This window comes from Bacillus yapensis, from assembly GCF_005280205.1.
Lineage (GTDB): Bacteria > Bacillota > Bacilli > Bacillales > Cytobacillaceae > Robertmurraya > Robertmurraya yapensis.
On the sequence record NZ_SUND01000007.1, the window covers coordinates 79827 to 105388 of the forward strand.

At 41.6% G+C, this 25562-nt stretch carries 28 protein-coding genes and 5 pseudogenes; 7 read left to right on the plus strand and 26 right to left on the minus strand.

Annotation, left to right across the window (positions count from 1 at the left end; all coding sequences use genetic code 11):
* Positions 1-6: 6 nt before the first annotated feature.
* From FAR12_RS10240 to FAR12_RS10320, 18 genes and pseudogenes are all read right to left on the minus strand, one after another.
* The gene (locus tag FAR12_RS10240; RefSeq protein WP_000774661.1) at positions 7-2427 is read right to left on the minus strand and encodes a phage tail protein; all 2421 of its coding nucleotides are present in this window, start codon (positions 2425-2427) and stop codon (positions 7-9) included.
* 14 nt (positions 2428-2441) lie between these two features.
* Positions 2442-2582, minus strand: coding sequence for a hypothetical protein (locus tag FAR12_RS23405; protein WP_000525096.1), 141 nt, complete (start codon positions 2580-2582; stop codon positions 2442-2444).
* A 47-nt stretch (positions 2583-2629) separates the two neighbouring features.
* The gene (locus FAR12_RS10245; protein WP_019155108.1) at positions 2630-3016 is read right to left on the minus strand and encodes a hypothetical protein; all 387 of its coding nucleotides are present in this window, start codon (positions 3014-3016) and stop codon (positions 2630-2632) included.
* An 11-nt stretch (positions 3017-3027) separates the two neighbouring features.
* A complete protein-coding gene (locus tag FAR12_RS10250; protein WP_019155109.1) occupies positions 3028-3618 on the minus strand; it encodes a major tail protein in 591 nt (196 codons plus the stop codon).
* Positions 3619-3621: 3 nt separating this feature from the next.
* Entirely contained in the window at positions 3622-3963 is a 342-nt protein-coding gene (locus tag FAR12_RS10255) for a hypothetical protein (RefSeq protein WP_021623104.1), read from the minus strand.
* Positions 3960-4391 carry an HK97-gp10 family putative phage morphogenesis protein gene (locus FAR12_RS10260; protein WP_040303601.1) on the minus strand — a complete coding sequence of 144 codons (432 nt, stop codon included), beginning with the start codon at positions 4389-4391 and terminating at the stop codon, positions 3960-3962. The genes FAR12_RS10255 and FAR12_RS10260 overlap by 4 nt, the downstream gene beginning before the upstream one ends.
* A 5-nt stretch (positions 4392-4396) precedes the next feature.
* Positions 4397-4732, minus strand: coding sequence for a head-tail adaptor protein (locus tag FAR12_RS10265; RefSeq protein WP_061129991.1), 336 nt, complete (start codon positions 4730-4732; stop codon positions 4397-4399).
* A 1-nt stretch (position 4733) separates the two neighbouring features.
* Positions 4734-5033, minus strand: a complete 300-nt coding sequence (locus FAR12_RS10270) for a head-tail connector protein (protein WP_425456156.1) — start codon at positions 5031-5033, stop codon at positions 4734-4736.
* A 47-nt stretch (positions 5034-5080) separates the two neighbouring features.
* A complete protein-coding gene (locus FAR12_RS10275) occupies positions 5081-5293 on the minus strand; it encodes a head fiber protein (protein ID WP_061129990.1) in 213 nt (70 codons plus the stop codon).
* A 12-nt stretch (positions 5294-5305) separates the two neighbouring features.
* On the minus strand, positions 5306-6499 hold the full coding sequence (locus FAR12_RS10280) for a phage major capsid protein (RefSeq protein WP_061129989.1): 1194 nt from the start codon (positions 6497-6499) through the stop codon (positions 5306-5308).
* 19 nt (positions 6500-6518) lie between these two features.
* Positions 6519-7208: a head maturation protease, ClpP-related gene (locus tag FAR12_RS10285; protein ID WP_061129988.1), complete on the minus strand. Its 690-nt coding sequence runs from the start codon at positions 7206-7208 to the stop codon at positions 6519-6521.
* Positions 7209-8453 carry a phage portal protein gene (locus FAR12_RS10290; RefSeq protein ID WP_061129987.1) on the minus strand — a complete coding sequence of 415 codons (1245 nt, stop codon included), beginning with the start codon at positions 8451-8453 and terminating at the stop codon, positions 7209-7211.
* Between the two features lie 43 nt (positions 8454-8496).
* A complete protein-coding gene (locus FAR12_RS10295) occupies positions 8497-10101 on the minus strand; it encodes a terminase large subunit (RefSeq protein ID WP_126408602.1) in 1605 nt (534 codons plus the stop codon).
* 88 nt (positions 10102-10189) lie between these two features.
* The gene (locus FAR12_RS10300) at positions 10190-10378 is read right to left on the minus strand and encodes a DUF5049 domain-containing protein (protein ID WP_126408603.1); all 189 of its coding nucleotides are present in this window, start codon (positions 10376-10378) and stop codon (positions 10190-10192) included.
* Positions 10379-10456: 78 nt separating this feature from the next.
* Positions 10457-10684, minus strand: a complete 228-nt coding sequence (locus FAR12_RS10305; protein ID WP_126408604.1) for a DUF4314 domain-containing protein — start codon at positions 10682-10684, stop codon at positions 10457-10459.
* On the minus strand, positions 10681-11373 hold the full coding sequence (locus FAR12_RS10310) for a virulence protein (protein ID WP_126408605.1): 693 nt from the start codon (positions 11371-11373) through the stop codon (positions 10681-10683). Before FAR12_RS10310 ends, FAR12_RS10305 begins: the two co-directional genes overlap by 4 nt.
* A gap of 100 nt (positions 11374-11473) precedes the next feature.
* Positions 11474-13633, minus strand: a complete 2160-nt coding sequence (locus tag FAR12_RS10315; RefSeq protein WP_126408606.1) for a DNA cytosine methyltransferase — start codon at positions 13631-13633, stop codon at positions 11474-11476.
* A pseudogene (locus FAR12_RS10320) lies at positions 13626-14390 on the minus strand (DNA modification methylase); the annotation flags it as partial. The gene FAR12_RS10315 and the pseudogene FAR12_RS10320, both read right to left, overlap by 8 nt.
* Before the next feature lie 273 nt (positions 14391-14663).
* Here FAR12_RS10320 and FAR12_RS10325 point away from each other — a divergent pair.
* The 7 genes and pseudogenes from FAR12_RS10325 to FAR12_RS10355 all read left to right on the plus strand — a co-directional run.
* A pseudogene (locus tag FAR12_RS10325) lies at positions 14664-14915 on the plus strand (transposase); the annotation flags it as partial.
* Between the two features lie 156 nt (positions 14916-15071).
* Positions 15072-16579: pseudogene (gene istA / locus FAR12_RS10330) on the plus strand (IS21 family transposase).
* A pseudogene (istB, locus tag FAR12_RS10335) lies at positions 16579-17300 on the plus strand (IS21-like element helper ATPase IstB). The pseudogenes istA and istB overlap by 1 nt, the downstream one beginning before the upstream one ends.
* A gap of 64 nt (positions 17301-17364) precedes the next feature.
* Positions 17365-18228: pseudogene (locus FAR12_RS10340) on the plus strand (IS3 family transposase); the annotation flags it as partial.
* Positions 18229-18432: 204 nt separating this feature from the next.
* Entirely contained in the window at positions 18433-18861 is a 429-nt protein-coding gene (locus FAR12_RS23645; RefSeq protein WP_019155127.1) for an alpha-helical endospore appendage domain-containing protein, read from the plus strand.
* A gap of 73 nt (positions 18862-18934) precedes the next feature.
* Positions 18935-19396, plus strand: a complete 462-nt coding sequence (locus tag FAR12_RS10350; RefSeq protein WP_036175013.1) for a hypothetical protein — start codon at positions 18935-18937, stop codon at positions 19394-19396.
* Positions 19397-19445: 49 nt separating this feature from the next.
* Positions 19446-20453: a glycosyltransferase family 2 protein gene (locus FAR12_RS10355; protein ID WP_019155129.1), complete on the plus strand. Its 1008-nt coding sequence runs from the start codon at positions 19446-19448 to the stop codon at positions 20451-20453.
* A gap of 10 nt (positions 20454-20463) precedes the next feature.
* Here the strand turns inward: FAR12_RS10355 and FAR12_RS10360 are convergent, their stop codons facing one another.
* The 8 genes from FAR12_RS10360 to FAR12_RS10395 all read right to left on the minus strand — a co-directional run bounded on the left by FAR12_RS10360 (position 20464) and on the right by FAR12_RS10395 (position 25552).
* On the minus strand, positions 20464-20946 hold the full coding sequence (locus FAR12_RS10360; protein WP_246010366.1) for a ParB N-terminal domain-containing protein: 483 nt from the start codon (positions 20944-20946) through the stop codon (positions 20464-20466).
* Entirely contained in the window at positions 20924-22105 is a 1182-nt protein-coding gene (metK, locus tag FAR12_RS10365) for a methionine adenosyltransferase (RefSeq protein ID WP_019155133.1), read from the minus strand. The genes FAR12_RS10360 and metK overlap by 23 nt, the downstream gene beginning before the upstream one ends.
* 17 nt (positions 22106-22122) lie before the next feature.
* The gene (locus FAR12_RS10370) at positions 22123-22674 is read right to left on the minus strand and encodes a P27 family phage terminase small subunit (RefSeq protein ID WP_036174997.1); all 552 of its coding nucleotides are present in this window, start codon (positions 22672-22674) and stop codon (positions 22123-22125) included.
* Between the two features lie 111 nt (positions 22675-22785).
* Positions 22786-23145, minus strand: a complete 360-nt coding sequence (locus FAR12_RS10375; RefSeq protein ID WP_028988125.1) for an HNH endonuclease — start codon at positions 23143-23145, stop codon at positions 22786-22788.
* A 155-nt stretch (positions 23146-23300) separates the two neighbouring features.
* A complete protein-coding gene (locus FAR12_RS10380) occupies positions 23301-23714 on the minus strand; it encodes a DUF1492 domain-containing protein (RefSeq protein ID WP_036174995.1) in 414 nt (137 codons plus the stop codon).
* Complete coding sequence (locus tag FAR12_RS10385) at positions 23711-23932, minus strand: hypothetical protein (protein WP_028988127.1); 222 nt, start codon at positions 23930-23932, stop codon at positions 23711-23713. Before FAR12_RS10385 ends, FAR12_RS10380 begins: the two co-directional genes overlap by 4 nt.
* On the minus strand, positions 23929-25290 hold the full coding sequence (locus FAR12_RS10390; protein WP_036174994.1) for a DEAD/DEAH box helicase: 1362 nt from the start codon (positions 25288-25290) through the stop codon (positions 23929-23931). Before FAR12_RS10390 ends, FAR12_RS10385 begins: the two co-directional genes overlap by 4 nt.
* Positions 25271-25552: a VRR-NUC domain-containing protein gene (locus FAR12_RS10395; protein WP_019155138.1), complete on the minus strand. Its 282-nt coding sequence runs from the start codon at positions 25550-25552 to the stop codon at positions 25271-25273. Before FAR12_RS10395 ends, FAR12_RS10390 begins: the two co-directional genes overlap by 20 nt.
* Positions 25553-25562: the final 10 nt, after the last annotated feature.

Consider the following 25562-nt stretch of genomic DNA (forward strand, 5'->3'; position numbering starts at 1 on the left):
CCTCCTTTACAATTCAAGTGCCAGTTTACGGGATAGGTTCTTAAACTCCCGTGCTAATTCTTTTTCTGATAGAGCTTTAGGTGTCACAACTGAAATATTTTGAGTGATACTTGAACCCGTGGCATTACCTTGTCCAGATACACCTCTGTAATTAAAATCAAAGCTGGTTGGTACTGCATTTTGCATATCCCTTGAAACTGCTGTCATTGCATCCTCAAAACCTACACCGATACCTTCACCCATGTTGTGGCCAATTCCAGCAAATAGAGTTGAAGGGGAGCGGATACCGAAAAAGTCTTTTATCCTCGATACAACATTTCCGAAAAACCCGGATATTTTACCCCATAACCATGCACCTGCGTCTGATATACCCTTCCACAACCCTTTAATCAAATTGCCGCCCACTTGTGCCATTTGACCGATATAGCCAGTAAAGGCCCTAACCAGTCCAGAGATAATCTGCGGTACGGCTTTTACGATCTCCACGATTATCCTTGGCAGATTTGCAATCAGTGCCACAAACAGTTGTACACCCGCTAAGATAATCTTATCGATGTTACCAATAATGGCATTGACCAGCGAGCTAACAATCTTGGGAATAGCACCTACAACAGTAGTAATAATCTGTGGCAATGCCTGTATGAGTGATATTAGAAGCCGGATACCTGCATCAATAATCAAAGGAATCGACCCAATAACAGCACTGATGATACTATCGATAATTTGCGGAATTGCTTCCACAACTGCTGTAATAATGGTAGGCAAAGCTGTGACCAGTGAGGTCAATAATTGAATACCCGCATCAATAATCTGTGGAATAGATGCAATGATAAAATCCACTATTGCTTTGATGATGACCGGTAAGGCAGAAGTAAGCTGAGGTATTGCCTCTACCAATCCCTGTGCTAACCCTATAATCAACTGCAAAGCGGCATCCAAAATGAGTGGTAGGTTATCCATCAATCCTTGGACAATCTGCATAACTGCAGAAACTGCCGCAGGGATGAGTTGTGGTAACGCTATGCCGATTCCCTCCACAAGTGCTGTTACTAATTCAATTGCTGCATTTATTAGCAGTGGAAGGTTATCAATTAATGCACCGACAATCGTCATTAGAGCACTTACCGTCGCTGGAATAAGTTCGGGTAAAAGGCTCAAAATTGTTTCCAGTACTTGCGCGAATATATTTGTAACCAATTCAAGAAGCATTGGTAGCAAGTCTGCAACCGCCGCTAATATTGCACCTGTCGCTGTCGGCAAGGCGGCTACGATATTTTCTAAAACCGGTACAATATTAGTGACAACCGCCTCGAAAGCATCAACAAGATTCTCAGTCAGATTCGTCATATCAGCATTGGCATTACCGAGTCCAGCTGTAAATGAACCAAGTGCGGCCTGTAGTAACCCAATAGAACCGGAGATTGTCTCGGTTGATTCTTTTGCAAAGTTACCTGCATACTGCTCTGTGTTCTCAAAGAACATTTGCATTGCTACTTCGGCTTTTTCCGCTTGTGTTGCAGTATTCCAAGTGAAATCCAGACCCTTTGCGAGAGCATAGGCTTCGATGTTTGTAGCGTTCATCGCAACACCTAAGTTATCCATCATATCAAAGTTACCCTTTGCCGCCCCAGTGACTGCCTCCAATGCCGAGGACATATCAATACCCATAACAGATGCCATGTCTGCCGCACGTTGCATGGCCTTTTCAGTTAGCTCAAGACTTCTCTGTTGCTGTATACCAGAACCTTGGAATAACGCGCCCATTTTGTTGGCAGTTGCAAGGTACTCACTTTGGGAAACACCTAGATTTTTATAGGCTTCCTCACCAGTTTTCTGAATCGATGCAGCATATGCTCCAAAAACCGCCTCCGATCCACCTAGGTTTTGTTCTAATTCTCCGAACTGAGTAACTACCTCTTTACCTAACTTAATAGCCGCGGCTCCAGCGGCAACGGCAACCGCACCCATCGCCACACCAATTCCCTTGAGTACACCGCCAAGCTTTTCAAACCTGCCACCAGCATCCTCTGCACTTTTACCGGAATCCTCTAACTCTTCACCGAGATTATCCGCTTCAATTGTAGACTCCTCAAGTTCACGTTCCATAAGGTTCAGTTCTGCCTGAGCCCTATTTAATTGTATCTGCCAGTTTTGGGTACGACGGTCATTTTCACCGAAAGAGGAGGAGGCATTATCAAGGGCAGCCTTAAGGGTAGAAATCTTTTCTTTCTGTGCGTCAATTTCTTTATTTAAAACGGCATTTCGAGCCGTGATCGATTGAATGGATTTATCGTTTTTATCAAATTGACTGGTTACAAGGGCCATTTCACTACCTAGTACCTTAAATGATTGATTGATTTCGGAGAGTGCCTTCTTAAATTCTCGCTCACCCTCGACACCTATTTTTAATCCAAAATTATCCGCCATACCTTCACCTCCTCCTATATGCCTAGTGGGATAATATCGTCAATGGTCTGAGTTTTCTTTGGCTTTTCAATGCCATGCCACTGCTTATGGCAAGCCCATAAATCAAAAAACAGTCCAATTGGCAGAAGCCAGAATTCCTCTGCCTCCATGCCCATCTGGACTGTTCCATAATAAAGAAGCCGGGTAAAGACCTCAGCGTCCGTTACCCGACTTCCACGTTTTTTGGAGTTTCCTCCTCACTTTCCACATTTCTCTTTGTACCTTTGAACATTGCCTCGGTAATTGCAGTTTTATATGCCGCTAAGTCAAGCGGTGAAGTAAGAAGCTCCACTTCTTCCTCTGTAAGTAATTCTTCTGGTGCGTTCTTATTCTTAAGATTACGAATCAAAATGGACTGGTTTGCAAGCAGCGTGATTAGCCAAACAATCTCGTCCAGTGCCATCTCGAAGTTTTCTGATTTCATCAGTTTTTCTCCAAGGTTTTCAAGACCACCGTAACGACCGGCAATGGCCTTTGTTGCACGTGTAGTTAAAACCAGTTCATACTCTTTGTCACCTATGTTGATTGAGGCACTTCTATCATTATCCATGATTTCCCCTCCTATGGTTCAGGTGTATATACAGGTTCATAGACTTCAGTGAACCAGCCTGTTATGGTGGTCGATGAAACACCAGGATCACCTTCTGTAACTTCCGCTTTCCATGGGTGCTTGCCCAATCCATCCAGCTTATTCCTACGCATAACGGTTCCTTCGATGGTGGGTGTAGAAAAGGTAATGGAATCAGCCTTTGTCTGTAAGTTGGTAGCTGGTAGTCCAAACTTAACGCGATACAGCCAAAAATAGCGGTATGTTCCATTAGCCCTTTGTGCACGAAACCCTACTGCAACTGGTATACCCACATTTTCACTGGCTGAGATTAATACTCCGTTGTCATCTGTAGAAGCACCAGTTAAATCCGCTGCAACTGTCGGACCAATGTCGTCAACACCGAGAGTGAGAGTACCACTGTTAAAGTCTTTCACAACCTCAGCCGCACCATCGTCAGCATACAGAATTGCTTCCACCAGTTCTACCGAGAGTTCAGCAGTGATGGCTTTTGCAAGTACGGAAGGTTGGGCATAAGTTTCCTCACCGTTAGCGTCCTCGGTTATTTTTGAATAGTACAGTCTATCAAGACCAATCGTTGCCATGTGTTAATCCTCCAATCTATAGTTTTTCGCCACATCGATGGCGTAATGATGATATCCAGTATCATCCTCGTGACCGATATATCTTCGTTCGGTCACAGTAAAATCTGCATTTATTAAAGCCGTTGTGAGCTGTCTTTTCCGCTCTAGGTAGTTATTTTTTGAGAACAGTGATATCCTCGCTTCCTGCACATCAAAGCCTGGACGGTTATCCGCATGAACTTCAAAAATATCCGAAAGAGGGAGAATCACGACATACTCATCTGGTGCCAAACCTGAAAAAACCCCGGTTTCCACGGGGAGCGGTATAGCGGTCACAAGTGTATTCAATTCCTCTAAGATATTCATATCTTCTCGATTTCCTCCTCCAGCTTGGCGACCATTGCATTGATGCAAGGTTTCCTAGATGCATTCCTCGCAGGCTTTAGGAAGGGTTTTGCAGGCTGACCATGTTTGCCATATTCGATAATGCTGGCAAGTTTAGCATTGCTCTCACCATCAGAGCGCGGCTCAGCAAAGCCGACTTTTACATTGAAGTTTCCGTTTCTATCCTGTTTTGCACCAGAAAGGCCCAGTGAAGATAGCAACTCACCAGTGCTTTTGGATGGATATTTCGTGTCCTTGCCAACCACCTTGCTCAAATTTCCCTTAACTTTATCCAGCACCACTTCACCGCCAACTTCCAAAACCTTAGGAAGAATCACATCGGTCTGGTCAGCTAATCGAGATACCTTTAAAAGGAATTCTTCTGGCATCTTTATATTCGCTTTTGCCATATCCATCACCTCACAGTTGGTTCTAGCTTTTCGGCTAAAACCTCGACATACATCCCTCGGTTTCTTACATCTTCAACACTTAAAATCTGATATCTACCATCATCACAGACGATGACCATTTCATTCGTCACCTTAAGTCCATAAATTTTCCTAAACCGAAACAAAGAAGTTGCAGATGAAAATGATGCCATATTCGTCCACCGCTCACTGCCATGACGATCTTCCTTGTAAGCAAGTACACTAACGAGTATATTGTCACCTTTTTTGGCGAAGCCTTCCTCATCCTTTATTGGTACCGTACTGATGATATCTATGAATGTGTTCATCTTTCCAAAACTCATGCTAAACACCCCACTCTCGGTCAAGCCGTAAAAGCAGGTTCACTGTGTTCCATACTTGTTGCCCCGCCTGTACACTGTCAGCAAAGAAACCTGCCGTCGAGCCATCTCTACTTTCATAGAAATGACTCGACAACATAATCACTGCTTGTTCTGTTGTTGGAGGCATAGCATGGGTTTCATAATAGTCTTCAGGAACGTGCTGATAGCTCTGTGCATAGGAGACTGCAGCAGTGATAAATCCAATAAGGAGGGCATCATCCTGATCATGTGCTAAAATTAAGTTCGCTTTAACTTTAGGCAAGAGATTATCTGCCACTGCCATACCACCAACCTCCTTTACATTCCACCTTAGTCAGCCTCCATAAGCCCCGATGCTTTTAGTTTGGCCAGCAGGGCATTGAAGTCCGTAACTAGACCAGCAACATCGGTGGCGGTGCTGTCTACCTGGTTTTCAGCAACAGGAAGCCCCGTAACCGAGGCCCCTTCTTTAATTTCTAAAATACCGCCGATGACAGTTTTTTCTCCGCCTTGTTCGGTATAATTCTTCGTGTTATAACTCATAAGGCACCTCCGTTAGGCTTTCTGTTGGAGTACCTTAACGGCCTCCGGTAAGATAAGCTTTCCATCAACTCGTTGAGTCGCAATAAATCCTACTTGACCTGTAACAGCATAGAGTTCATTTAATCGTTTGAATACTCGTCCTTGACGGTCTGCCACCCAGTAATAACTAAAATCACCGAATACCACAGTCTTTGCACCTGCTTCAATAGTAGGTACATATGATGAAGTGTACAGTGGGCGGTTAAGAATCGTATCAGGTGTTCCCGCTTGGATGGAAGGTTGCCATAGGTACTGGCCATTACCGTCTTTTAATTTACGGATAGCTTTTATAGTGGCATCATTCATTACGAATACTGCCTTATTACGATAAGGTGCTTTCAAGCTGTAGAATAAATCTAAAACCTCATCCAAAGTAATGGCAGTGGCACTTGCCGCAGTAACCCCAACTTGACCGCCGCCTGTGGCATTTAAAATCCCTGTTGGCTTTCCTGTACCGTCACCTATGAAGAAGGCTTCCTCCTCCTTGTTACCAATGCGACGGGCGAATTCTCTTGTGATGTAGCTTTCGAGATTAAACACGGAATCGTTTAGTAGCTCCTCAGAGACTTTAATCATTGTCGCTAGTTTATAGGCCCCGATGGATACTTGACCGAAGCTGTCATCACTTTCTGGGATAGCTCCTTCTTCATCTATCCAGCTTGCTGTACCTTTGCTTGCAACAACAGGAATCTTACGGTCACCAGAAGATGTAGTGATTACATTAGCCAATCTACGGAAAATATTTTCTTCCTCAAGAGCTTCTACTAGAGTACGTTCAAACTCATCTGGTACAAGGAATCCGCCTTCAGAATCAGTGCCAATCTTTAGAGCGTTTCTTACTTCATAGCTAACATTGTCACGCATCGCATTCCAGAAAGCTTTTTTGTATTCAGCACTTGCACGACCGGTCTTTTCCTCTCCAGTTCTAGTAGGTTCGTTGGTAATTGGGTTACTGGTTGCTTTCGACAGTTCCAAGTCGATAGATGCTTGGCGTTCTAAACGTTCAATTTCCTTACCAAGAGCCACCACATCGGCTTCCATTTTTTCATAGGTTGTCGTGTCCTCAGCGGATAACAGTCCATCACCGCCACGTTTTGAATCAAGGAATGCCTTTGCTGCATCCCATGCTTTAGCGCGTTTCTCACGCAATTCAAGAATTTTACTCATCGTTATTTCCTCCTTTAAATTAGTGCGAAATTAAAGAAAGCCGCTTATCCAGCGACTCAATGGGTGTACCTGTTTTCTGTTTTGGTTGTTTTGGTAGTTTGCTGATAAGCGAGTTAGTAACCGCCATCCTGCTAAAAATAAGACTATCTGTCAAATCCGGTGCTTCACTTTCCATGAACATAATCTTGTCTGCAAAACCAAGTTCAATAGCCTTATTTGCATTCATCCATGATTCTGCATCCATCAGATGGGAGAGTTTTGTTCGGGAAAGACCCGTCTTTAACTCATAGGCATTAATAATACTTTCCTTGACCTCATCTAATAGAGCCTTTGCTCGAAGCATTTCCTCACTGTCACCGATGGCAATCGTTGATGGGTTATGAATCATTAGCATGGATACAGGAGACATATATACATCTCCACCTGCCATAGCAATAACGGATGCCGCACTTGCCGCAAGCCCATCAATCTTTACAGTGACTTTTCCGGTATACTCCATAAGCATGTTATAAATCTGAGCTGCTGCGAACACATCACCACCAGGGGAATTAATCCACACCGTAATATCGCCGGTGCCTGCCAGCAATTCATCTTTAAATATCTTAGGTGTGACTTCATCACCCCACCACGTTTCTTCGGATATCACTCCATTTAAATAGAGGGTACGTTCTTCATCAGAATCACGCACCCAGTTCCAGAACTTCCTCATTTACTGACCTCCTTCAGTTTTGGCAAACGCACCTGCGTCAGCCAGTTTTGTCATATTTCCGTTAACCAGATATAAATCGCCACCTTCCTCAGCTGGTATGCGGTTCATATCCTCCAGTTCACGGATATCGTTGGCTGACATCCAGCCATTTTGTCGGCCTGTAGCGTAGCCATTCATACGACTTTGGTAATCACCACGAAGCAGTCCATCCAAATTGAACTTAATAAATAGTGAAGTTTTTTCAGAAGGCAAAATAAGCGATTGCTGGAGACTTTGCTCCCATCGCACCACCCACGGATCGAGGGTGTATTTTACAAACTCTAAAGACTGCTGCTCAATATTGGAGAAACTAGACTTCTCAAGATCACCCACCATATGGGGCGGCACTCGGAAAATCCTCGCAATCTCATTAATTTGGAATTTCCGTGTTTCAAGAAATTGTGCCTGTTCCGGTGGAATACCAATGGCTTGAAACTTCATGCCCTCTTCCAATACAGCGATTTTGTGAGCATTGCCTGTGCCTTGGTAGGCACTATTCCAACTATCCTTGACCCTCTGTATATCTTTGATTACTCCTGGGTGTTCCAGCACACCTCCGGGATTTGCACCATTGGCAAAGAATGCCGCACCGTACTCTTCAGTAGCAAGTGACATACCGATTGCATTTTTCGCCATGGCGATAGGGCTATAACCAATGAGTCCATCAAAACCTAAGCCAGGAATGTGAAGAACCTCATCTTTACGGAGTGTGATATAGCCGCCTTTTGGATTTAGGCCACTTTCGTCCGTATCACGGTAATAGGTATAGACCAGCTCACCATTTGTTGCTCGGCTAACCTCCATCTTGTTGGGGAGTAGGGGATAAAGCGCCACTGCCTGCCCACGACCGTTTCTGACCACCTGTGCATAGGCATTTCCCCAAAGTAAAAGATGACTCATCAGTGTTTCTCGAAACACGAATGAAGTCATCTCTGGATTTGGTTCATCATGAAGAAGGTAATACAGCGGGTGGAAAGGAATCTTTTCTTTACCTCCATCAGAACGATATCTATATACATGAAGTGGCAGTCCTGCAATCGCTTCAGCAAGTATCCTTACGCAGGCATACACTGCTGTTGCTTGCATTGCAGTACGCTCGTTCACTGTTTTACCAGATGACGTACCACCAAACAGGAAGGAAAATGCACTACCCACACGGTTTTGCGGTTTGTCCCTTGACCGAAACAGTCCTTTTATTAGATTCATAGGCGTCACCTCCGAATATAAACTTTGTGTTAACCATTAAGGTTTAAAAGACAATCAAACCTCTCTCGTCATACACTGAATCTCCGCTATTACCTGAGCCGCAACGGATAGCACGATCAAGTGCCATGATAGTTGCCACCGCACCATCTATCTTTTCTGTACTTTTTTCCTTATCCGGTTTCACGTTGCCTGCCGGATCAGTTTTTATAAAAATGTTGTCTATCATCCAACGAAGCACTGGATGCCCACCGTGAGCTATTCTTTCTTCTAATGTCAATTTCATTAGTTCTTTGGTTGGCGGTGACATATCTTTAAAGCCTTGACCGAATGGAACGACAGTAAAGCCTGCTCCTTCAAGGTTCTGAACCATTTGAACTGCTCCCCAACGGTCAAATGCAATTTCTCGAATGTTATACTTTTCGCCAAGTTCTTCAATAAACCGCTCAATGTAGCCGTAATGCACTACATTGCCTTCTGTGGTTAGAATATATCCCTGTTTCTCCCAAAGATCGTATTGAACATGGTCTCTTCGGACTCGAAGGTCAATGTTGTCCTCTGGCATCCAAAAATACGGAAGAACAATGTATTTATCTGTTTCATCCTCCGGTGGGAAAACTAGTACAAAGGCTGTAATATCTGTTGTAGAAGATAAGTCAAGACCTCCATAACACACCCGTCCTTCGAGACTTTCTGGTATAACTGGAAATGCACAGGCATCCCACTTTGCCATTGGCATCCATCGAACAGATTGTTTAACCCACTGATTTAGGCGCAATTGCCGGAAGCTGTTCTCCTCAGCTGGGTTCTGCTTTGCACTTTCACAAGCAGCTCTTACTTTGTCAATCCCCACTGTGATTCCCAAGCTTGGATTTGCTTTTTTCCACACTTTTGGGTCTGTCCAATCATCCTCTTCTTTAGCTCCGTAGATTACGGGGTAAAAGGTGGGATCGTATTTTCTGCCCTCAATAATATCAACCGCTTTCTGGTGTGTTTCGTAGCAGATACTCTGGGTATCCGTCCCCGCAGTGGTGATAAGAAAATATAGCGGTTGAGTTCTCGCATCCCCAGATCCTTTCGTCATAACGTCAAATAATTTCCTGTTTGGCTGAGTATGAAGTTCATCAAAAACAACACCATGTATATTGAAGCCGTGTTTAGAGTAGGCTTCAGCCGACAATACCTGATAGAAGCTGTTGGTCGGCAGGTACACCAATCGCTTAGTTGAAGCCAGCAACTTTACTCGTTTATTCAGCGCTGGACACATCCGCACCATATCGGCTGCTACTTCAAATACAATTGATGCCTGCTGGCGATCTGCGGCACAACCGTATACCTCTGCTCGTTCTTCACCATCTCCACAAGTGAGGAGAAGTGCGATTGCTGCTGCAAGTTCGCTTTTTCCCATCTTTTTAGGTATTTCTATATAAGCCGTGTTAAACTGCCGGTATCCATTAGGTTTTAAGATACCGAATAAATCACGGACAATTTGCTCCTGCCAATCGATAAGTTCAAAAGGCTTGCCTGCCCATGAACCTTTCGTATGGGAGAGTGCTTCGATAAAAGCCACAGCGTAATCAGCAGCGTCCTTATCGTAATATGACCCTTCAGCTATAAAGGCGGTCGGCTTATATTTCTTCAGTTTCCGCATAAACACCGCCCCTTTTATGGAAAAGGACATAAGAAAAGAGCCTCAATCCTATAGATGAAGCCCTTTTCTCTATCCTATTTAGATTTAGTTATTTCTTTTTATCCACTTCACCCGTCAGTATGAAATGAGCATATTCTGCTTTATGGTCTATTAAATAGACTACCAATTCATAAAACCCTCGTTCATTTGCCTCATACTGTACCCGGTCCACATCAAACATATTTGTGACTCCACTTTCTCGGATGGAAAGGATTTGTTCCTTAATTATTTCATTCATTAGTTGACTCCTTTGAAAACAATACTACAATACAAATCTACATATTTACTGCCATATTTGGCTTAAATTGTGTATGTTTTACTCTTCGATTTTCTTGCATAAATCCTCACCAAAAGCCACTCCAAGGGAACCACCGGAATCCCAACTGACGTGAATCGTTCCTATGTCATCAACACTAATAACCGTACCTTTCGCTCCAGGCTGAAGTTTGGTATAAGGGTCGTTCATTTTAAGTAGCATCACACGTGTTCCTGGAGTGTAATAGCTTCTAAGTTGCTTTAACATTTCTGGGTGAATGATATTCATTGTTCACTCACCTCCTGCTTTGCCGTTCCGCTTTTGAAAGCGGAGCTACCTGACAGCTTGGAGAGGAGAATCTTTCGTTCCATCTTATATTCTGAACCGATAAAACCAAGCCTTAGAAGGAAGCAACGGAAAGCGTACTTTTCATTCTCTACTAATTTCTCGGTGGAGTTGACACGGGTCTGTTTTTTCGCCATTTCGCAAAGTGCCGTGACAAAATGGGTGTATGCCTTAACCTCTTCTGAGGAGCACTCACCTTGAAACCAAGGGAAGGCGACATATTCCTCATCTTCAATGATGGGAATGGAGTCCGTATCAAGTGCTTTCCTTATAAGAGTAGCTTTACTTTCTACTAATCCTTTTAGGTTCTCGATTGCCGTGTCGGTAAAATCTGCCCGTGGCATTTGAATTATCAGATTGATAGATTCTTCCCTTTCATTTACTTCTGCTTTCGGAAGTGGTGTGTCAAATTCTTCTGAAATTGCTTTGAAATCGTGAAATCTCAATAGATCATCGACCAGTTCCTTATTGTCTGGTCCACTTAGAACTCCGTTTTTGTTAACATTGTAGTCTGCCACCTCATATGCAAATGTAGGTGCTCCGAGATATTTTACAGGGGCATTCAGTTGTTGGCTGATTGCGTTAACCAGTGCTTTTCTTTTTGGTCCCGTAACATTATAGTGAATCTGCATTTTCATACCGCCTTTCTATTTTCGGTACGTACATATATCACTCTAAAAGCTGTTAATATCAAGTCATTTAGAGCATCTTTCTGTAGAAAATACGGTTCCATTAATCGGCGGTATTTTGTGTAGATAACACAATGCCAGTCAGCACAAAACAGACACATGGAAGTGCTACGCCATTACCCCACATTTTGTATTCGGCTGCATCGGAATGAGGATTGTTAAGCCATTTGATAATCTGATTTCTTGTTTTTGGCCTTTTGCCTTTACCGATAATTTTGCGGTGAGTTTCCCAAACCTCCGTCCAGAATGAAATTTCATCTTCTGTCGGATTTTCTGTACCAAGATCATCGCACCAATTATCGGGAAAACCTTGCAATCTTGCACATTCCGTTGGTGTGAGCCTTCGAACAATATAGTCCGGCTCAACCAATCCGTTTTGATAGCCTGGATTGGTGCCATTGATAATCGTATTTGATGTGCCGTCCTGTCTGTAGCATTGACTTTCAGCTTTCATCTGAGGATAAAACGAAGCTGGGTGTGCCACTGCTCCAGGGCCTTTTGCTGTGAGCGTAGGTTGCTGTTCTTCATCTATAGAAGGTTTATACAGAGCGTTCTTTCCTTGATTAAAAGCCGCCCTATCAATACCGTAAGAAGGCTGAGTCACTACAGGAGCATCCTTATAATCTCTCGACAATAACGTTGGTGCTTTATCTTCTTCAACCTGTGCATAGGCTCCGGTAGTCATGGCATAGGCAACAGCATGGCGATCAGCGGTATTAAGCGTAAAAGAAACCTCTTCATCTATACCGCTTCCTTTGGGACCATTTTTATCCTCTCTTCCAATCATCGAGCCTTGCAGAGCAACTACTGCAATACCACCTTGATTACATCCTGGATTTCCTCCATTAGCATCAATGGTTCGAGAAGTATCTGCTTCATATATACCGCTATGTGGATTGCTTGACTGCATGGAATTGCTTTTATCAGAACAGATGCCATATGCGGTAGGCACAAAAACAGTCTGATCATTATTGCATCCAAGAGTTGCAGACTTATCATCTTGTATCAATGCACCCTTACCACCGCCTTCACAGCCAGAGCGGATTTTTAACGTTTTAGGAGTGTTCATAATAAGGGGTACATTCCCGCCACCAGTTCCCATCCGAGAGGTCAGCGTCTGTACTTTATTATCCTCCGAGAGTTTCACACGGCTATCAGTTGGATGGTTTTCAATGACAACAGCTGTTTGATTATCTCCCATGTTTGCACGAAGTGATCCACTTAAGTTTTCGTCAGTATGGCCACCAACTCGAGAAGCAGCACCCGGTTCAAAGGACATGACTGCACCTGGGACAACACCTGCTCTAAGTGTAGGGGAACGTTCTTCCTCATATCCTACACTTCTGCTCTTGGCACTGTGTTCAGTACAAAATCCGCTTGACTGCATTACGCAAGGCTGATGTCCATGTTCCTCTGCTCGAAGTGTTGCTGTAATATCCTTCGAAACAGACATCACTCTTCCGCCTTGGTCATTTAGGCAAGTTATGCTATCGCCTGTTTTTCCAGAGCGGTTTTTAGCATTTCCGGCAGTTCTTTGCCACGGGCTGCCGCTCGGCGTAAAATCCCTTGACAAGCCTTCGGACTCAAATAGTATTTCTGCGGCACATCTGCCTGCAAAATCTGCGACAAGGTAGATTCTACGACGACGTTGGGGTACTCCGAAATATTGCGCATCGATAGTTCGGTAAGCCACGCTCCATCCGTCTCCCATATAGATGTCAGCGTATGGCCATCGTCCTTTTTCAGGTAAAGGCACCGAGGTGTTCGGCTCTTTGACACCGATGACCGCTTCGAGGACTGCCCTAAAGTCCTCTCCTTTATTTGACGAGAATGCGCCGGGTACATTTTCCCAGACTGCATACCTTGGATATTGTCCATTGGTCTTACACCTCATTTCCTTGATAATTCTTATTGCTTCATAAAAAAGGACGGATTGTTCTCCGTCCAGACCAGCTCTTTTACCCGCCACACTCATATCTGTGCAGGGAGAGCCAAATGTTATGATATCTACAGGTGGAAGCTCCGCACCATTTAATTTGTTTATATCCCCATAATGCTTCATCTGAGGGATGCGTTTGGTCGTAACTCTTATAGGAAACGGCTCAATTTCAGATGCCCATAAAGGCTCAATGCCACAGAGCAGACCGCCTAGAGGAAAACCTCCGCTCCCATCAAAAAGGGAGCCGAGTGTCAATTTACTCATCTGCATTCACCTCCGGCAGGTCACAATATCTTATTTTCGAACCATCTCTTAAAAGAAACACACCGTCTGAGTTTCCAACTTGCTCAATATACCTTTTCACAATAACATCACAGTACTTTTCATCCAGTTCAATGGTGTAACAGATTCTATCTGTCTGCTCACAAGCAATCAGTGTACTTCCTGAACCACCAAAAGGATCAAGCACGATACAATTAGAAAGGCTTGAGTTCAAAATAGGGTAGGCCACAAGTGCAACTGGTTTCATCGTAGGATGATCACTGTTTTTCTTCGGTTTCTCAAATTCCCAGATGGTGGTCTGCTTTCTATCGGAATACCAGTTATGCTTGCCTTTCTTTTTCCACCCAAAGAGAATAGGTTCATGCTGCCACTGATAAGGAGAGCGACCGAGAACAAGGGACTGCTTTTTCCAAATACAAGTACCGGAAAGATAAAATCCTGCATCGGAGAATGCTCTTCTAAAATTGAGTCCTTCGGTATCCGCATGGAATACATAAATAGAAGCGTCCTTCGCCATTACTGCTTCGGTGTTCTGAAATGCTGCAAGCAGGAAATCGTAGAACGCTTCGTTAGCCATATTGTCATTTTTGATTTTTCCAGCAGTGCCTTCATAGTTAACATTATATGGAGGGTCCGTAACTACCAAATTAGCAGTTTTCCCATCCATCAAGACATTAAAGGTGTCTTTCTTTGTACTGTCTCCGCAGACTAATCGATGCTGCCCAAGTAGCCAAACATCTGAATCGGCTACACTTAACTGGACAAAAAAATTAAGGTCAAGTAGACTAACTACCTAATCTGGGTATACTGCTAACAAACGTAAGAGATCCCATACCAGCAACTTTACTAGGAGAGGCGGGTATGCTAGTCTGTTTGGCAAGCCAGATGTTTTCATCATCTGGTTTCCTGGCTGGGAAAGCATGCCCGTAGAGGTTCCTTGTCAAGTTGCGGTGTTTACCCTCTAAATTTGGAAGTCTACTTCATCTCATTCAGTTAATGGAGGTACGCCGATATGACGAGAACTAGAAGAACATTTACTCCCGAATTTAAAGCTCAAATGGTCAAACTATATGAAAGTGGTAAGCCTAGAAAAGACATTATAAGTGAATACAATTTAACGCCTTCGGCATTAGACAAATGGGTGAAACAGAGCCAAACATCTGGTTCATTTAAAGAGAAGGATAACCGAACACCTGAAGAAGAAGAGTTGATCAAACTCCGTAAAGAAAATCAGCGTTTACTGATGGAGAATGATATTTTAAAGCAAGCTGCGCTGATTGTTTATGGCAAACTAAAAATGTACAGTTTGGCAATTAATTTATGTAGCCCTTTTCGGGCATAAAAAAACCACTTGCCAACATTCCTACATTCAAATAAACTTCCTGTTATTGGGCAAAAATGACAGGAGGCGATGAAGGAGATGTTAGCAGTGGCAGAAATTAATTATATCAGACATGAACAAATAAAAAAGGGCGTTCGTATAGCTCTATTGCCAAACAAATGAGTCGAGACCGTAGAACGGTTCGGAAATATGCAGAGGTGGAGGATTTTAGTCCTTCAGAAGTACCAAAGCAAAAACGAAAAGCAAAAGTCATGGATCCTGTGAAACCGATTCTAGATCAATGGCTTCAAGAAGACTTGAAGAAGAAAAAGAAGTTTCAACGAACTGCTCAACGGATGTATACGCAACTTGTCGAAGAATATGGGTTTGAAGGTTCCGCACGATCCGTTCGGCATTATGTATCCCAACGTAAAAAACAGCTTTCCGAAGAAACAGAAACAGCTGCATTGCCATTAGAGTCGAAGCCAGGAACAGCTCAAGTGGACTTTAGGGAGGCACCATTTAAATATCGTGGAGAAGTAGTGACATGGCCATATTTGGTTTTATCGTTTCCCTATAGTAATACCTTTTACGTTCAGGTGTTTCCATCTGAAAATCGGGATTGCTTTTTAGAAGGGTTGAAACGAATCTTTCATCACATAGGTGGAGTACCTAGAGTAATTCGTTTTGATAATTTATCACCTGCGGTGAAAAAAGTATTACCTAATGGGGAGCGAGAGCTAACGGAGGAGTTTCAGCGTTTTGTTTGCCATTATGGTTTTGAATATGAATTTTGTAATCCGGCTAGTGGAAACGAAAAAGGACATGTGGAATCGATGGTGAAATATGTTCGAAACAACTTCTTTCTTCCGGAGCTTGTGGTGCATGACATAGAACAACTGAATGAAACGCTATGGGGAAAGGCAGAAAAGGAACGAAACCGTCTTCATTATCAAAAAGGTATTGTACTTGCCGAACTGTATTTGGCAGATAAAGAGCAGTTTTTACAGTTACCAGCGAAAGAGTATGAGTGTGTGCGGTATGAACAAGTAAAAGCTGATAAGTATGGCTATATTCGAGTGGAAAATAAACTCTATTCGACGTCTCCGCGTTTTGCCAAATCCACAGTTTTGGCAAAAATCTCGTACAACCGAATCGAGATCCTAACAGAAGATTATGACACGATTGTTTGCCATCCACGTCTTTACGGTAATAAACAAAAATCGATGATATGGCAACCGTATCTAACGTTGATGTCGAAAAGACCGACAGCGATGAAATACACAAGTTTTTACGATCAGTTACCTCCATTGTGGCAACAATACTTTACACAATGTACGCTGTCAGAAAAACAACAAGCATTACAGCTCTTATCGGTGATTCTAAAAGACTACGATTTTGAGTTACCTACGCAAGCTTTACAGCTTGCCTCTGAAAACGGGCATCCATCTGTAGAGTCGATTAAACAAGTGTTTTATCAACTCATTAACGGACGAGGACAGCGCCCTATCATTCAACCGAAAGGTTCGTTACCTGTCATACCGAATGCGACAAGAGGGTTAGAGCATTATGATCAGCTTTTCCCTTCTAGAGGAGGGAAGCAGTGATGGATCAAAAGATTCGAGAATATGCAAAACGGTTGAAATTAAGCTGGATTCGTCAGCATTATCATGAAATCGAAGCAATGAGCCATGAGGAGTATCTTCTCCAACTCTTTGAACAAGAAGTGAAACAACGGGAAAAACGAAAGGTTACCAATTACTCTCTCAGGCAACGTTGCCTAAAATAGCAGGAAAGCCATTTGAATGGACCCACATTCAAATGGCTCAAGGCATCACAGCAGAATATCTGTTAAACGGGCACTTTATTGAAAATGGAGAAAATCTAATCTTTTATGGAGGTGTGGGTACCGGAAAGACCTACTTATCCACGTTAATTGGTTTAAACGCGATTCAAAAATTAGAGAAGCGCATCAAATTTTATACGGTAACTGGTCTAGTGAATAGCTTACTAGATGCGCACGAAAAAGGCTCGTTGAGCCGGGTCTTTAAGCAGATAGAGAAACTCGATCTTCTGATTCTTGATGAAATAGGGTACATCCCTCTACATAAACAGGGGGCAGAACTTCTTTTTCAAGTCATCTCAATGTGTTATGAAAGAAAGAGCATGATTGTGACGACGAATTTACAATTTGGTCAGTGGAATCACGTATTTGGGGATCCGATCTTAACGGAAGCTGTGATCGATCGGCTGATTCACCATTCTCATTTAATTGTATTTAATGGAGAAAGCTACCGGTATAAAGAATCATTATTACACAATAAGTAAATATAGGGATTGGCAAGTGGTACATTTTTAATTGCCATTTGATACATTTCCTACTTGCCAAAAACAAGCTGATACTAGGACGAAAGTAAATGTGATTAAAAATAATCGTCACAAATACTCGATATCAGCAATGTGCGACGTCCTACAACTCCCAAGAAGTACCTATTATTATGAAGCAAAAGAGCAATCTAAATCAGATGATGAACTTACTGTTACCATCATCGATATTTTTCATAAAAGCCGCCAGAACTATGGCACTCGTAAGATAAAACATGAGTTGGAAAAACTCGGTAAAATTGCATCCAGAAGACGTATTGGCCGAATCATGAAAGAAAATGGGCTAGTATCAAACTATACAGTTGGCCAGTTTAAGCCACATGTGGATAAATGTAATGAATCTAAAGTTGAAAATGTGTTGAATAGGGAATTTGATCAACAAAAGGAATTAACGGTTGTAGTCAGTGATTTAACATACGTAAGGGTCCAAAAAAATTGGCATTACATATGTCTATTTGTTGATCTTTACAATAGAGAAATTGTTGGACATAGTGCCGGTCCTAATAAAGATGCTGGACTAGTCTACCAAGCCTTATCAACGATTAAAGCTGATTTAAGACAAATTCAACTATTTCACACAGACCGAGGAAACGAGTTTAAAAACAAGACAATCGATGAAGCTTTAGATACATTCGAGATTAAACGGTCGTTAAGCATGAAAGGTTGCCCATATGATAACGCAGTAGCCGAAGCCACATTTAAAATTATTAAGACAGAATTTGTAAAAGGTAAATATTTTGAAAGTTTAGAACAGTTAAAGTTGGAATTAGAAGATTATGTTCATTGGTTTAATCATATAAGAATTCACGGATCACTGGGGTATTTAAGCCCAATTGAATACAAAATAGAACACCTTAAAAAAATTGTCTAGTCTAGTGTTGACATACCACTTGTCTTATTACATAACACTAATTCGTCTGAGAAGCATATAGTTTTTCGATAAAAAAGTGATTTCTTAAACTGTTTTATATCCACTCTAATTTCAAATAACTAGGAACCAATTATTTCATAACTCATATATTATAAAGAACGTCCTAGTCATTTGATAAAGGCAAAAATGGATTGGAGGATCTATATGTCATTACCTACTATTCCTAACATTACTCCAAAAATCTCACTAACCCGTTGTGAAACGATCAATTTATTGCTTGCATCCATTGCATTAGAGGAGATTGGTTTATCCCATATTTTGAATGCAGAAGGGGAAAAAATACAACATTTCTTAAAAAAGGATCCTTGTAACGTTGAGGATTATATAAAATTAAATGCAAGCGTCAATAAGATGCTGCGATCGATTGTCAGTTCTCAAACATTACTTCAATTTAAGTTAGAAGAAGTTATTTCAATTGATGATGAGGCATGTCATGAAAAATGCGATTCGAAAGATAAAGACAAATGTTCTAAAAAATGTGATAAACAAAAAAATAATATCTGTAAGGATACAAAGGTGATTCCTTGTATTTGTTCAAAGTGTCAAAGTAAAGAAAAGAATAAAGAATGCTAGAATTAAGCGCCTGTAACGCCTTTCCATCATTGATATGAATCGAGAGGAAACGTTTAGGAGAGGAGTTGAATCATTGCAAACAAATCATAGTTTCGATGAAAAGAAAGTCATGAAAACGGTAGAAAATCATTACCATTTCATACAGTCATTTATTAAATTGATAATAAAATATTTTTTTGTTTATTCCTATGCAATTTCTTCAAAAAAAAAAAATTTAACTGAAAAACAAATTATTCAATCTTTACTCCTAATTGAAAAGCTGCACATGTATATGAATTATCGGCATTATCTCTATAATCAGGTAATACCTTTATCAGATGATCATTTTACCTACTATTCAATTGAAAGTAATAATACTTATTTATTAATAAAAAAATTACAGCACCTGATTAAGCAACATCATTTTGTCCATTCAGATAATCAATTGTTATGCAACAATATTATCTCTCAGATTCTGAACTATTACCCTGCTTCCACTGTTAAAATCATTATTTTGAAAGAACCTTCTCCTCCTTGGAAACCACCGAATCATTAATTATAACGGATGGGATGATTAAATGACATCGCAGACAATCTCACTCTGTATGATTGTTAAAAACGAGGAAGATTTTATTGAACAATGTTTACAAAGTGTTCAAAAGTTAGTTAATGAGATTATTATTGTGGATACGGGCTCAAGCGATCAAACGATTAACATTTGTAAGAACTATAATGCTTCTATCTTTTCTTATGAATGGAATGATCATTTTGCAGAAGCCCGTAACTATGGTTTATCAAAGGCTAGTGGTAATTGGATATTATGGTTAGATGCTGATGAAAAATTGGAAGTTCAAAAATCGAAATTAATACAAGATGCAATACAACAAACGAATGCGTTAATGATTTATATGCCTATTGTTAATTATTACGGTCAATCTCTACCCATTCAAGAAGAAGATGCTTTTATCTATTACCAGCCACGACTATTTCGTAATCATGTAGGTATTCGATTTACTAATCGAATTCACGAAACACTCCAACTACCCCAATCACTCGAATCATCTCATGATATAGTAAGTATTGATACTGAAATTTATCATTATGGTTATTTCAAAAAAATTACAGACCAACGAAATAAATCTCGAAGGAATTTACAGGTCCTTTTTAAAGAATTTCAAGACAGTTCTCATAGTCCTTGGATTGAATATCATTTAGCTAGTGAATTTTATCGATTAAAAGAATATCAAACAGCTTTTAACTATATAAATAAATCAATCTTAGGATTTTTACAGCAAGGATATACACCTCCTGCTCTTTTATACCGTTTGAAATATGATATTTTATTTGAGACGAAGAGCTATGAAGTTGCTAGTTTTAGTATTGATAAGGCTCTTCTTCTTTATCCGGATTATGTAGATCTTCATTTTTTAAAAGGGCTTTTTTTATTTCAAATAAAAAATTATCCAGCTGCAATAGCTTCATTTGATAAATGTCTGGAACTAGGAGAACATCACACAGACTATCTTATTACAAGGGGTGCAGGTAGCTTTAAAGCAGAACATTATAAACAATTATGTTTAAAAGCAATGATAGTTCCAGAAAGTGATTTGTAGTTGGATGTCGTCAAGGAGCCCCTAAATGCGAAACAGCGGGCTTTTTCAGCTCGCTGTCTACATCGAAATCATCTTCTTTTATATTATCCTTAAGGGAATCCTTGAAAAGATCCTCCAACTCTCCCGGGTCAAAACCTGTCAAAGACACATCAAAGTCTGAAGCATTTAAGTCCGTGATGAGAAGTGCTAATTTGTCTTTATCCCAATCACCACTAATTTTATTTAGTGCAATGTTCAGCGCCTTCTCCTTTTGCTCATCCATTTCAACAACTACGCATTCTATCTCATCCATGCCCATACTCAGCAGGATTTTCAAACGCTGATGACCTCCGATGACTCTGCCTGTGGTCTTATTCCATATTACGGGTTCTACATATCCAAACTCCTCAAGGGAGCGTTTAAGTTTCTCATATTCAGGATCACCCGGTTTTAAATCCTTCCTTGGGTTATATTCAGCGGGGATGAGGTGTTTAGTTTTTATCTTCTCTATCAACATACTTTTCCACCGCCTTTCTAAATTCATTGTACTTATTTACATCCTCCCACGGGAATAGACAACTATTAAAGTGACCATAAACAGCTGTATCAGAGTAAATCACATTCCTTAGACGCAACTTCTCTATGATTGCCGCAGGTCTTAAATTGAAAATCTCCTGTGCAGCAAGAGTTAATATTTCGTCAGAAACAATACCTGTGCCAAGAGTATTTACAGAAAAGGCTACAGGATTTGCCTTACCAATGGCATAGGATATACTAACTTCACATCTCTTTGCATATCCACACCAGACGATATGCTTTGCAATGTACCGAGCCATATAGGCACCGCTTCGGTCAACTTTGGTGGGGTCTTTACCACTAAGTGCGCCTCCTCCATGAGATGCAAGTCCTCCATAGGTATCAACCATAACTTTTCTACCAGTTAAGCCTGTATCGGCAGCGGGACCACCTTCGACAAATCTACCAGAGGGGTTAATGAGAATTTCTGTTTCATCATCAAATGGGAAGTCCTCAAAGCACTGCCATAGGACATTGTTAAGGATATCTGTCTTTAGTTCTTCCTGTGTTTTATTCTTATCATGCTGTACCGATATCACGATAGTCTTTATTCGCACTGGAGTGTCCCCTTCATATTCCACCGTCACCTGTGCTTTACCATCTGGGTGGATACCTTTTATCAGTTTCCCTTTTCGGCAATCATCCAGTCTCTTTACAATCCTGTGAGATAGTATAAGGGGTAGGGGAAGCATTTCTCCTGTTTCCTTTGTAGCATAGCCATACACAGTTCCTTGGTCTCCAGCACCTATCGAACCATACTGTTCATTTATTCCATTTCTTGCTTCCAGTGCAGTATCCACGCCAGTTGCAATATCTACACTTTGTTTGTGTACAAATACATAAATTAAGAATCTAAGAGGGTTGTATCCAATCTCTTTAAGGACATTCCTAACAATGTATCGGATGTCTATTTTCTCGCTGCAGGAGATTTCGCCCGCCACGATAATTTTCCCTTTGGTTGCCATTACCTCACAAGCGACACGTGATGCTTTGTCTTTACGTAAACATGCTTCTAAAATGCTATCTGCTATGATGTCGCATAGTTTATCAGGATGTCCAGCACATACACTTTCAGCTGTTAAATATCTTTTACTCATTATATATCTCCTCATCTTTATTTTCCTCTGCGGGCAGATAACAGTCGCTCCATCACATCGTCCTGTGGGTTTAAACCAGAATACTCTGTAGCACAATTCTCTTTAACGATTTGATAAATCTCCATCCACAATCTGTTTGTCTGACTCATAAAGTTCTGACTCATAGCTACATAAGGACTTTGAATAGCATTGCCGGTAGTTGGATGCTTGGCAAGAAAGCCAAACTCGGTTACTGCTTCCTCACACTGTATCCATCTGGCCGCACTCATGGCATATCGCTCTAGAAGCTGTGGAAGTACCAAATGGGCACAGCCTCGCTCCTCGAGCCATTTCCATGTAATTTCATAGATTTCACTCGCTACTAGGGTTTTTCCATCCTTTTGCACCGCTGAGAGCATGGCCATTGGCTTTGGCATTTCCTGCCCCTTCAGGTCAGCGGTATTTTGGAACTCAACGACTTCAAGCTTTCTCTTACCAGGATTCCCCTCTGCAATTTTGTCAGCAAGTGGTTTCTTCTTTTGACCGGAGCCTATACGGGCGCCGCCACGATTTGTTCCATCTTTGGCCATTCACTCACCTCTTTTCGTCGATGGGCCTATTACCCCGTTTGAAACCGCGTTTTTTCACGCGTTGCCCCACGCCCGTTACACAAATGAAAAGCTGTAGAGATTTGACTCCCCCTACCGGGTTCCCCAACGGTCTCCATCTCTTGCAGTGATTGCAGAGTGGCAAGGAGTACAAAGAGCCATCAGATTACTTCTATCGTGAGTTCCTCCTCTTGCAAGAGGAAGAATGTGATGCACTTCAGCTGCTGGGGTCAGCTTTCCTTGTCTTTTACATTCCTCACAAAGAGGATGGGCTGCAATGTAGCGGTCACGTATCCTTTTCCAAGCACGACCATAACGCTTGCGGGTTGCTGGATCGCGGTCATACTTCTCATACCGTGCAGCTTCCTTCTTGCTATGCTCTTCACAAAAGCGCTTGTCAGTTAGCTCTGGGCAACCGGGGTAAGAGCACGGTCGCTTAGGTTTCTTTGGCATACTTGCACCTCCTTTTGCCCATAGAAAAAGCCCTCGCAGGAGAAATGCTCCCGTGAAGGCTACTGTTTATTAATATTCCATACTACCATTATATAACTTTCACCACGGACAAACAGTGTCATCGTATGCCAAACTGTGCCAAAGTGTGCCAATTTTTATTTAGGTACCTTCAAATGTTGTAAAGCGGATGAATGAAGTCTATGCACGGTTCTCATAGAAACATTAAGATTGACACAGATTTCTTCCCAGTTAAGAAAGTTAATGTATCGGTAGCGAAGAAGTAGCTTCTCATCCACGTTTTCCATCTGATTAATCGCTTCACGGATATCTGATTTCAGCTTTATTAATCGCTCAACCTCTTGTTGTATCTGTTGCTCCAAATCTACTATTCTTATCACATATTTTTCAAAAGGTGGATCAGTACTTTTTGTTTTACTGACTTTTTCCTCAAGAACGGGTGATGAAACACTTCGTGATAGATCTCTTAAGTTTTGTAGCTCTTCAAGGTCGGAATTAATCAATTCATTCAAACGGTAAGCCTGTTTTAAGAATTCCTTAGCTGTCATCATCGCACCGCCTCCTCTTGTAGCTGTTGAATTAATATGTCAGGGTTTAGGGATGTGAGGACATTAAACAATCCAGAATGAAAGAAGCACTCAACCTCACGTTTTGTATATAAAGCAGAATCATTGCGAGGGTGTTTTGCTAATCTTTTCAGTGCAAAACGATAATCCTTGACCGCCTGTAGAATAATGGCATTCGCCAGTTTTTCAAATGCATCTATCATACAACACCCCTCGCTTTCCCAAGATTTGCTTTGACCGCATTGATAAGATCAGATTGTGTCTTTTCCTTTCGTTTCAAGGCCCTCATCACATCTTCATCAATCGTTCCTTTAGTAATAATGTGATGGATAACCACCGTTTCATTTTGTCCTTGTCTCCAAAGTCTTGCATTGGTTTGCTGATAGAGTTCTAGACTCCAGGTAAGACCAAACCAAATAAGTGTTGAACCACCACTTTGTAAGTTAAGGCCGTGTCCTGCTGATGCAGGATGGATAACCGCCACAGAAATATCGCCGTTGTTCCAATCCTTGATATCCTTGGATGTTTTAATTTCTCTAACATTAAATCTTGCTTTAATACGCTCTAAATCGTGATTATACCAATATGCAATAAGAACAGGTTTGCCGTTTGCACCTTCGATTAAATCTTCAAGAGCATCCAGCTTGCGGTCATGGATAATATGAGTATTTTTATCATCATCATAGACAGCACCGTTTGCCATTTGCAGGAGTTTGCCAGAAAGGACTGCTGCATTCATGGCATCAATCTCCTCATTGGCAAGCTCAAGAACCATCTCTTCACGAAAGTGATCATATACGGATTGTTCTTTGTCATTCAGATACACGGGCACTTCATTGATAACGCACTCTGGCATTTTCAGAAAATCGACTGATTTCATGGAAATGGTGATATCCGAAATGAGCCGATATATGGCATCTTCAGCACCTGGCAATGGTTTATATGAAAATACGATTTGCTGATTACGTTTATCCGGTGTAAAAAAGGAATTGCGGTAGTGAGTTATGTATCTGCCGAGTCTTTTACCCATGTCGAGAATACGAAACTCTGCCCACAAATCCATTAACCCATTACTGGAGGGTGTACCCGTAAGACCCACGATCCGTTTTGCCCTCGGCCTTACTTTTAGTAAACTTTTAAATCTTTTTGCACCATAGGATTTAAAGGATGATAGCTCATCGATTACCACCATGTCATAGTCAAAAGGGATGCCACTTTTGTTTACCAACCAGTCCACATTTTCTCTATTTATAAGGTAGACACTTGCAGGTTTTCTAAGAGCCGCCAATCGCTCCTGCTCTGTTCCAATCGCTACCGAAAACTCCAGCCCTTTTAAATGCTCCCACTTATTTATCTCAGCTGGCCAAGTATCCCTTGCTACCCGAAGTGGAGCAATGACCAGAACCTTTCCAATTTCAAAACTATCAAGACATAAATCAAATATAGCTGTTAGAGTAATGACGCTTTTGCCAAGACCCATTTCTAAAAACACCGCAGCGATGGGATGCTCAAGTATGAAGTTCGTTGCATAGGTCTGATATTTATGAGGATTGTATTTCACCCAGTATCCCTCCAATCTGCTTAACATCATCAATGACATAGCAGGTAAAGCCTAACTTCTGTAATTGCTTTATTCTTCTAATCTGTAACGGACGAGGTTTCTTTCCGGGAGCCTTTAATTCCACAAAAGCCATCTTCCCATATGGTAAAAGCACAAGACGGTCTGGCATTCCATCTAAACCTGGACTAACAAACTTCGCCGCAATACCTCCTATCTTTTTTACCTCAGCCACCAGTTTCTTTTCGATATATTTTTCAAGCATAAATACCTCC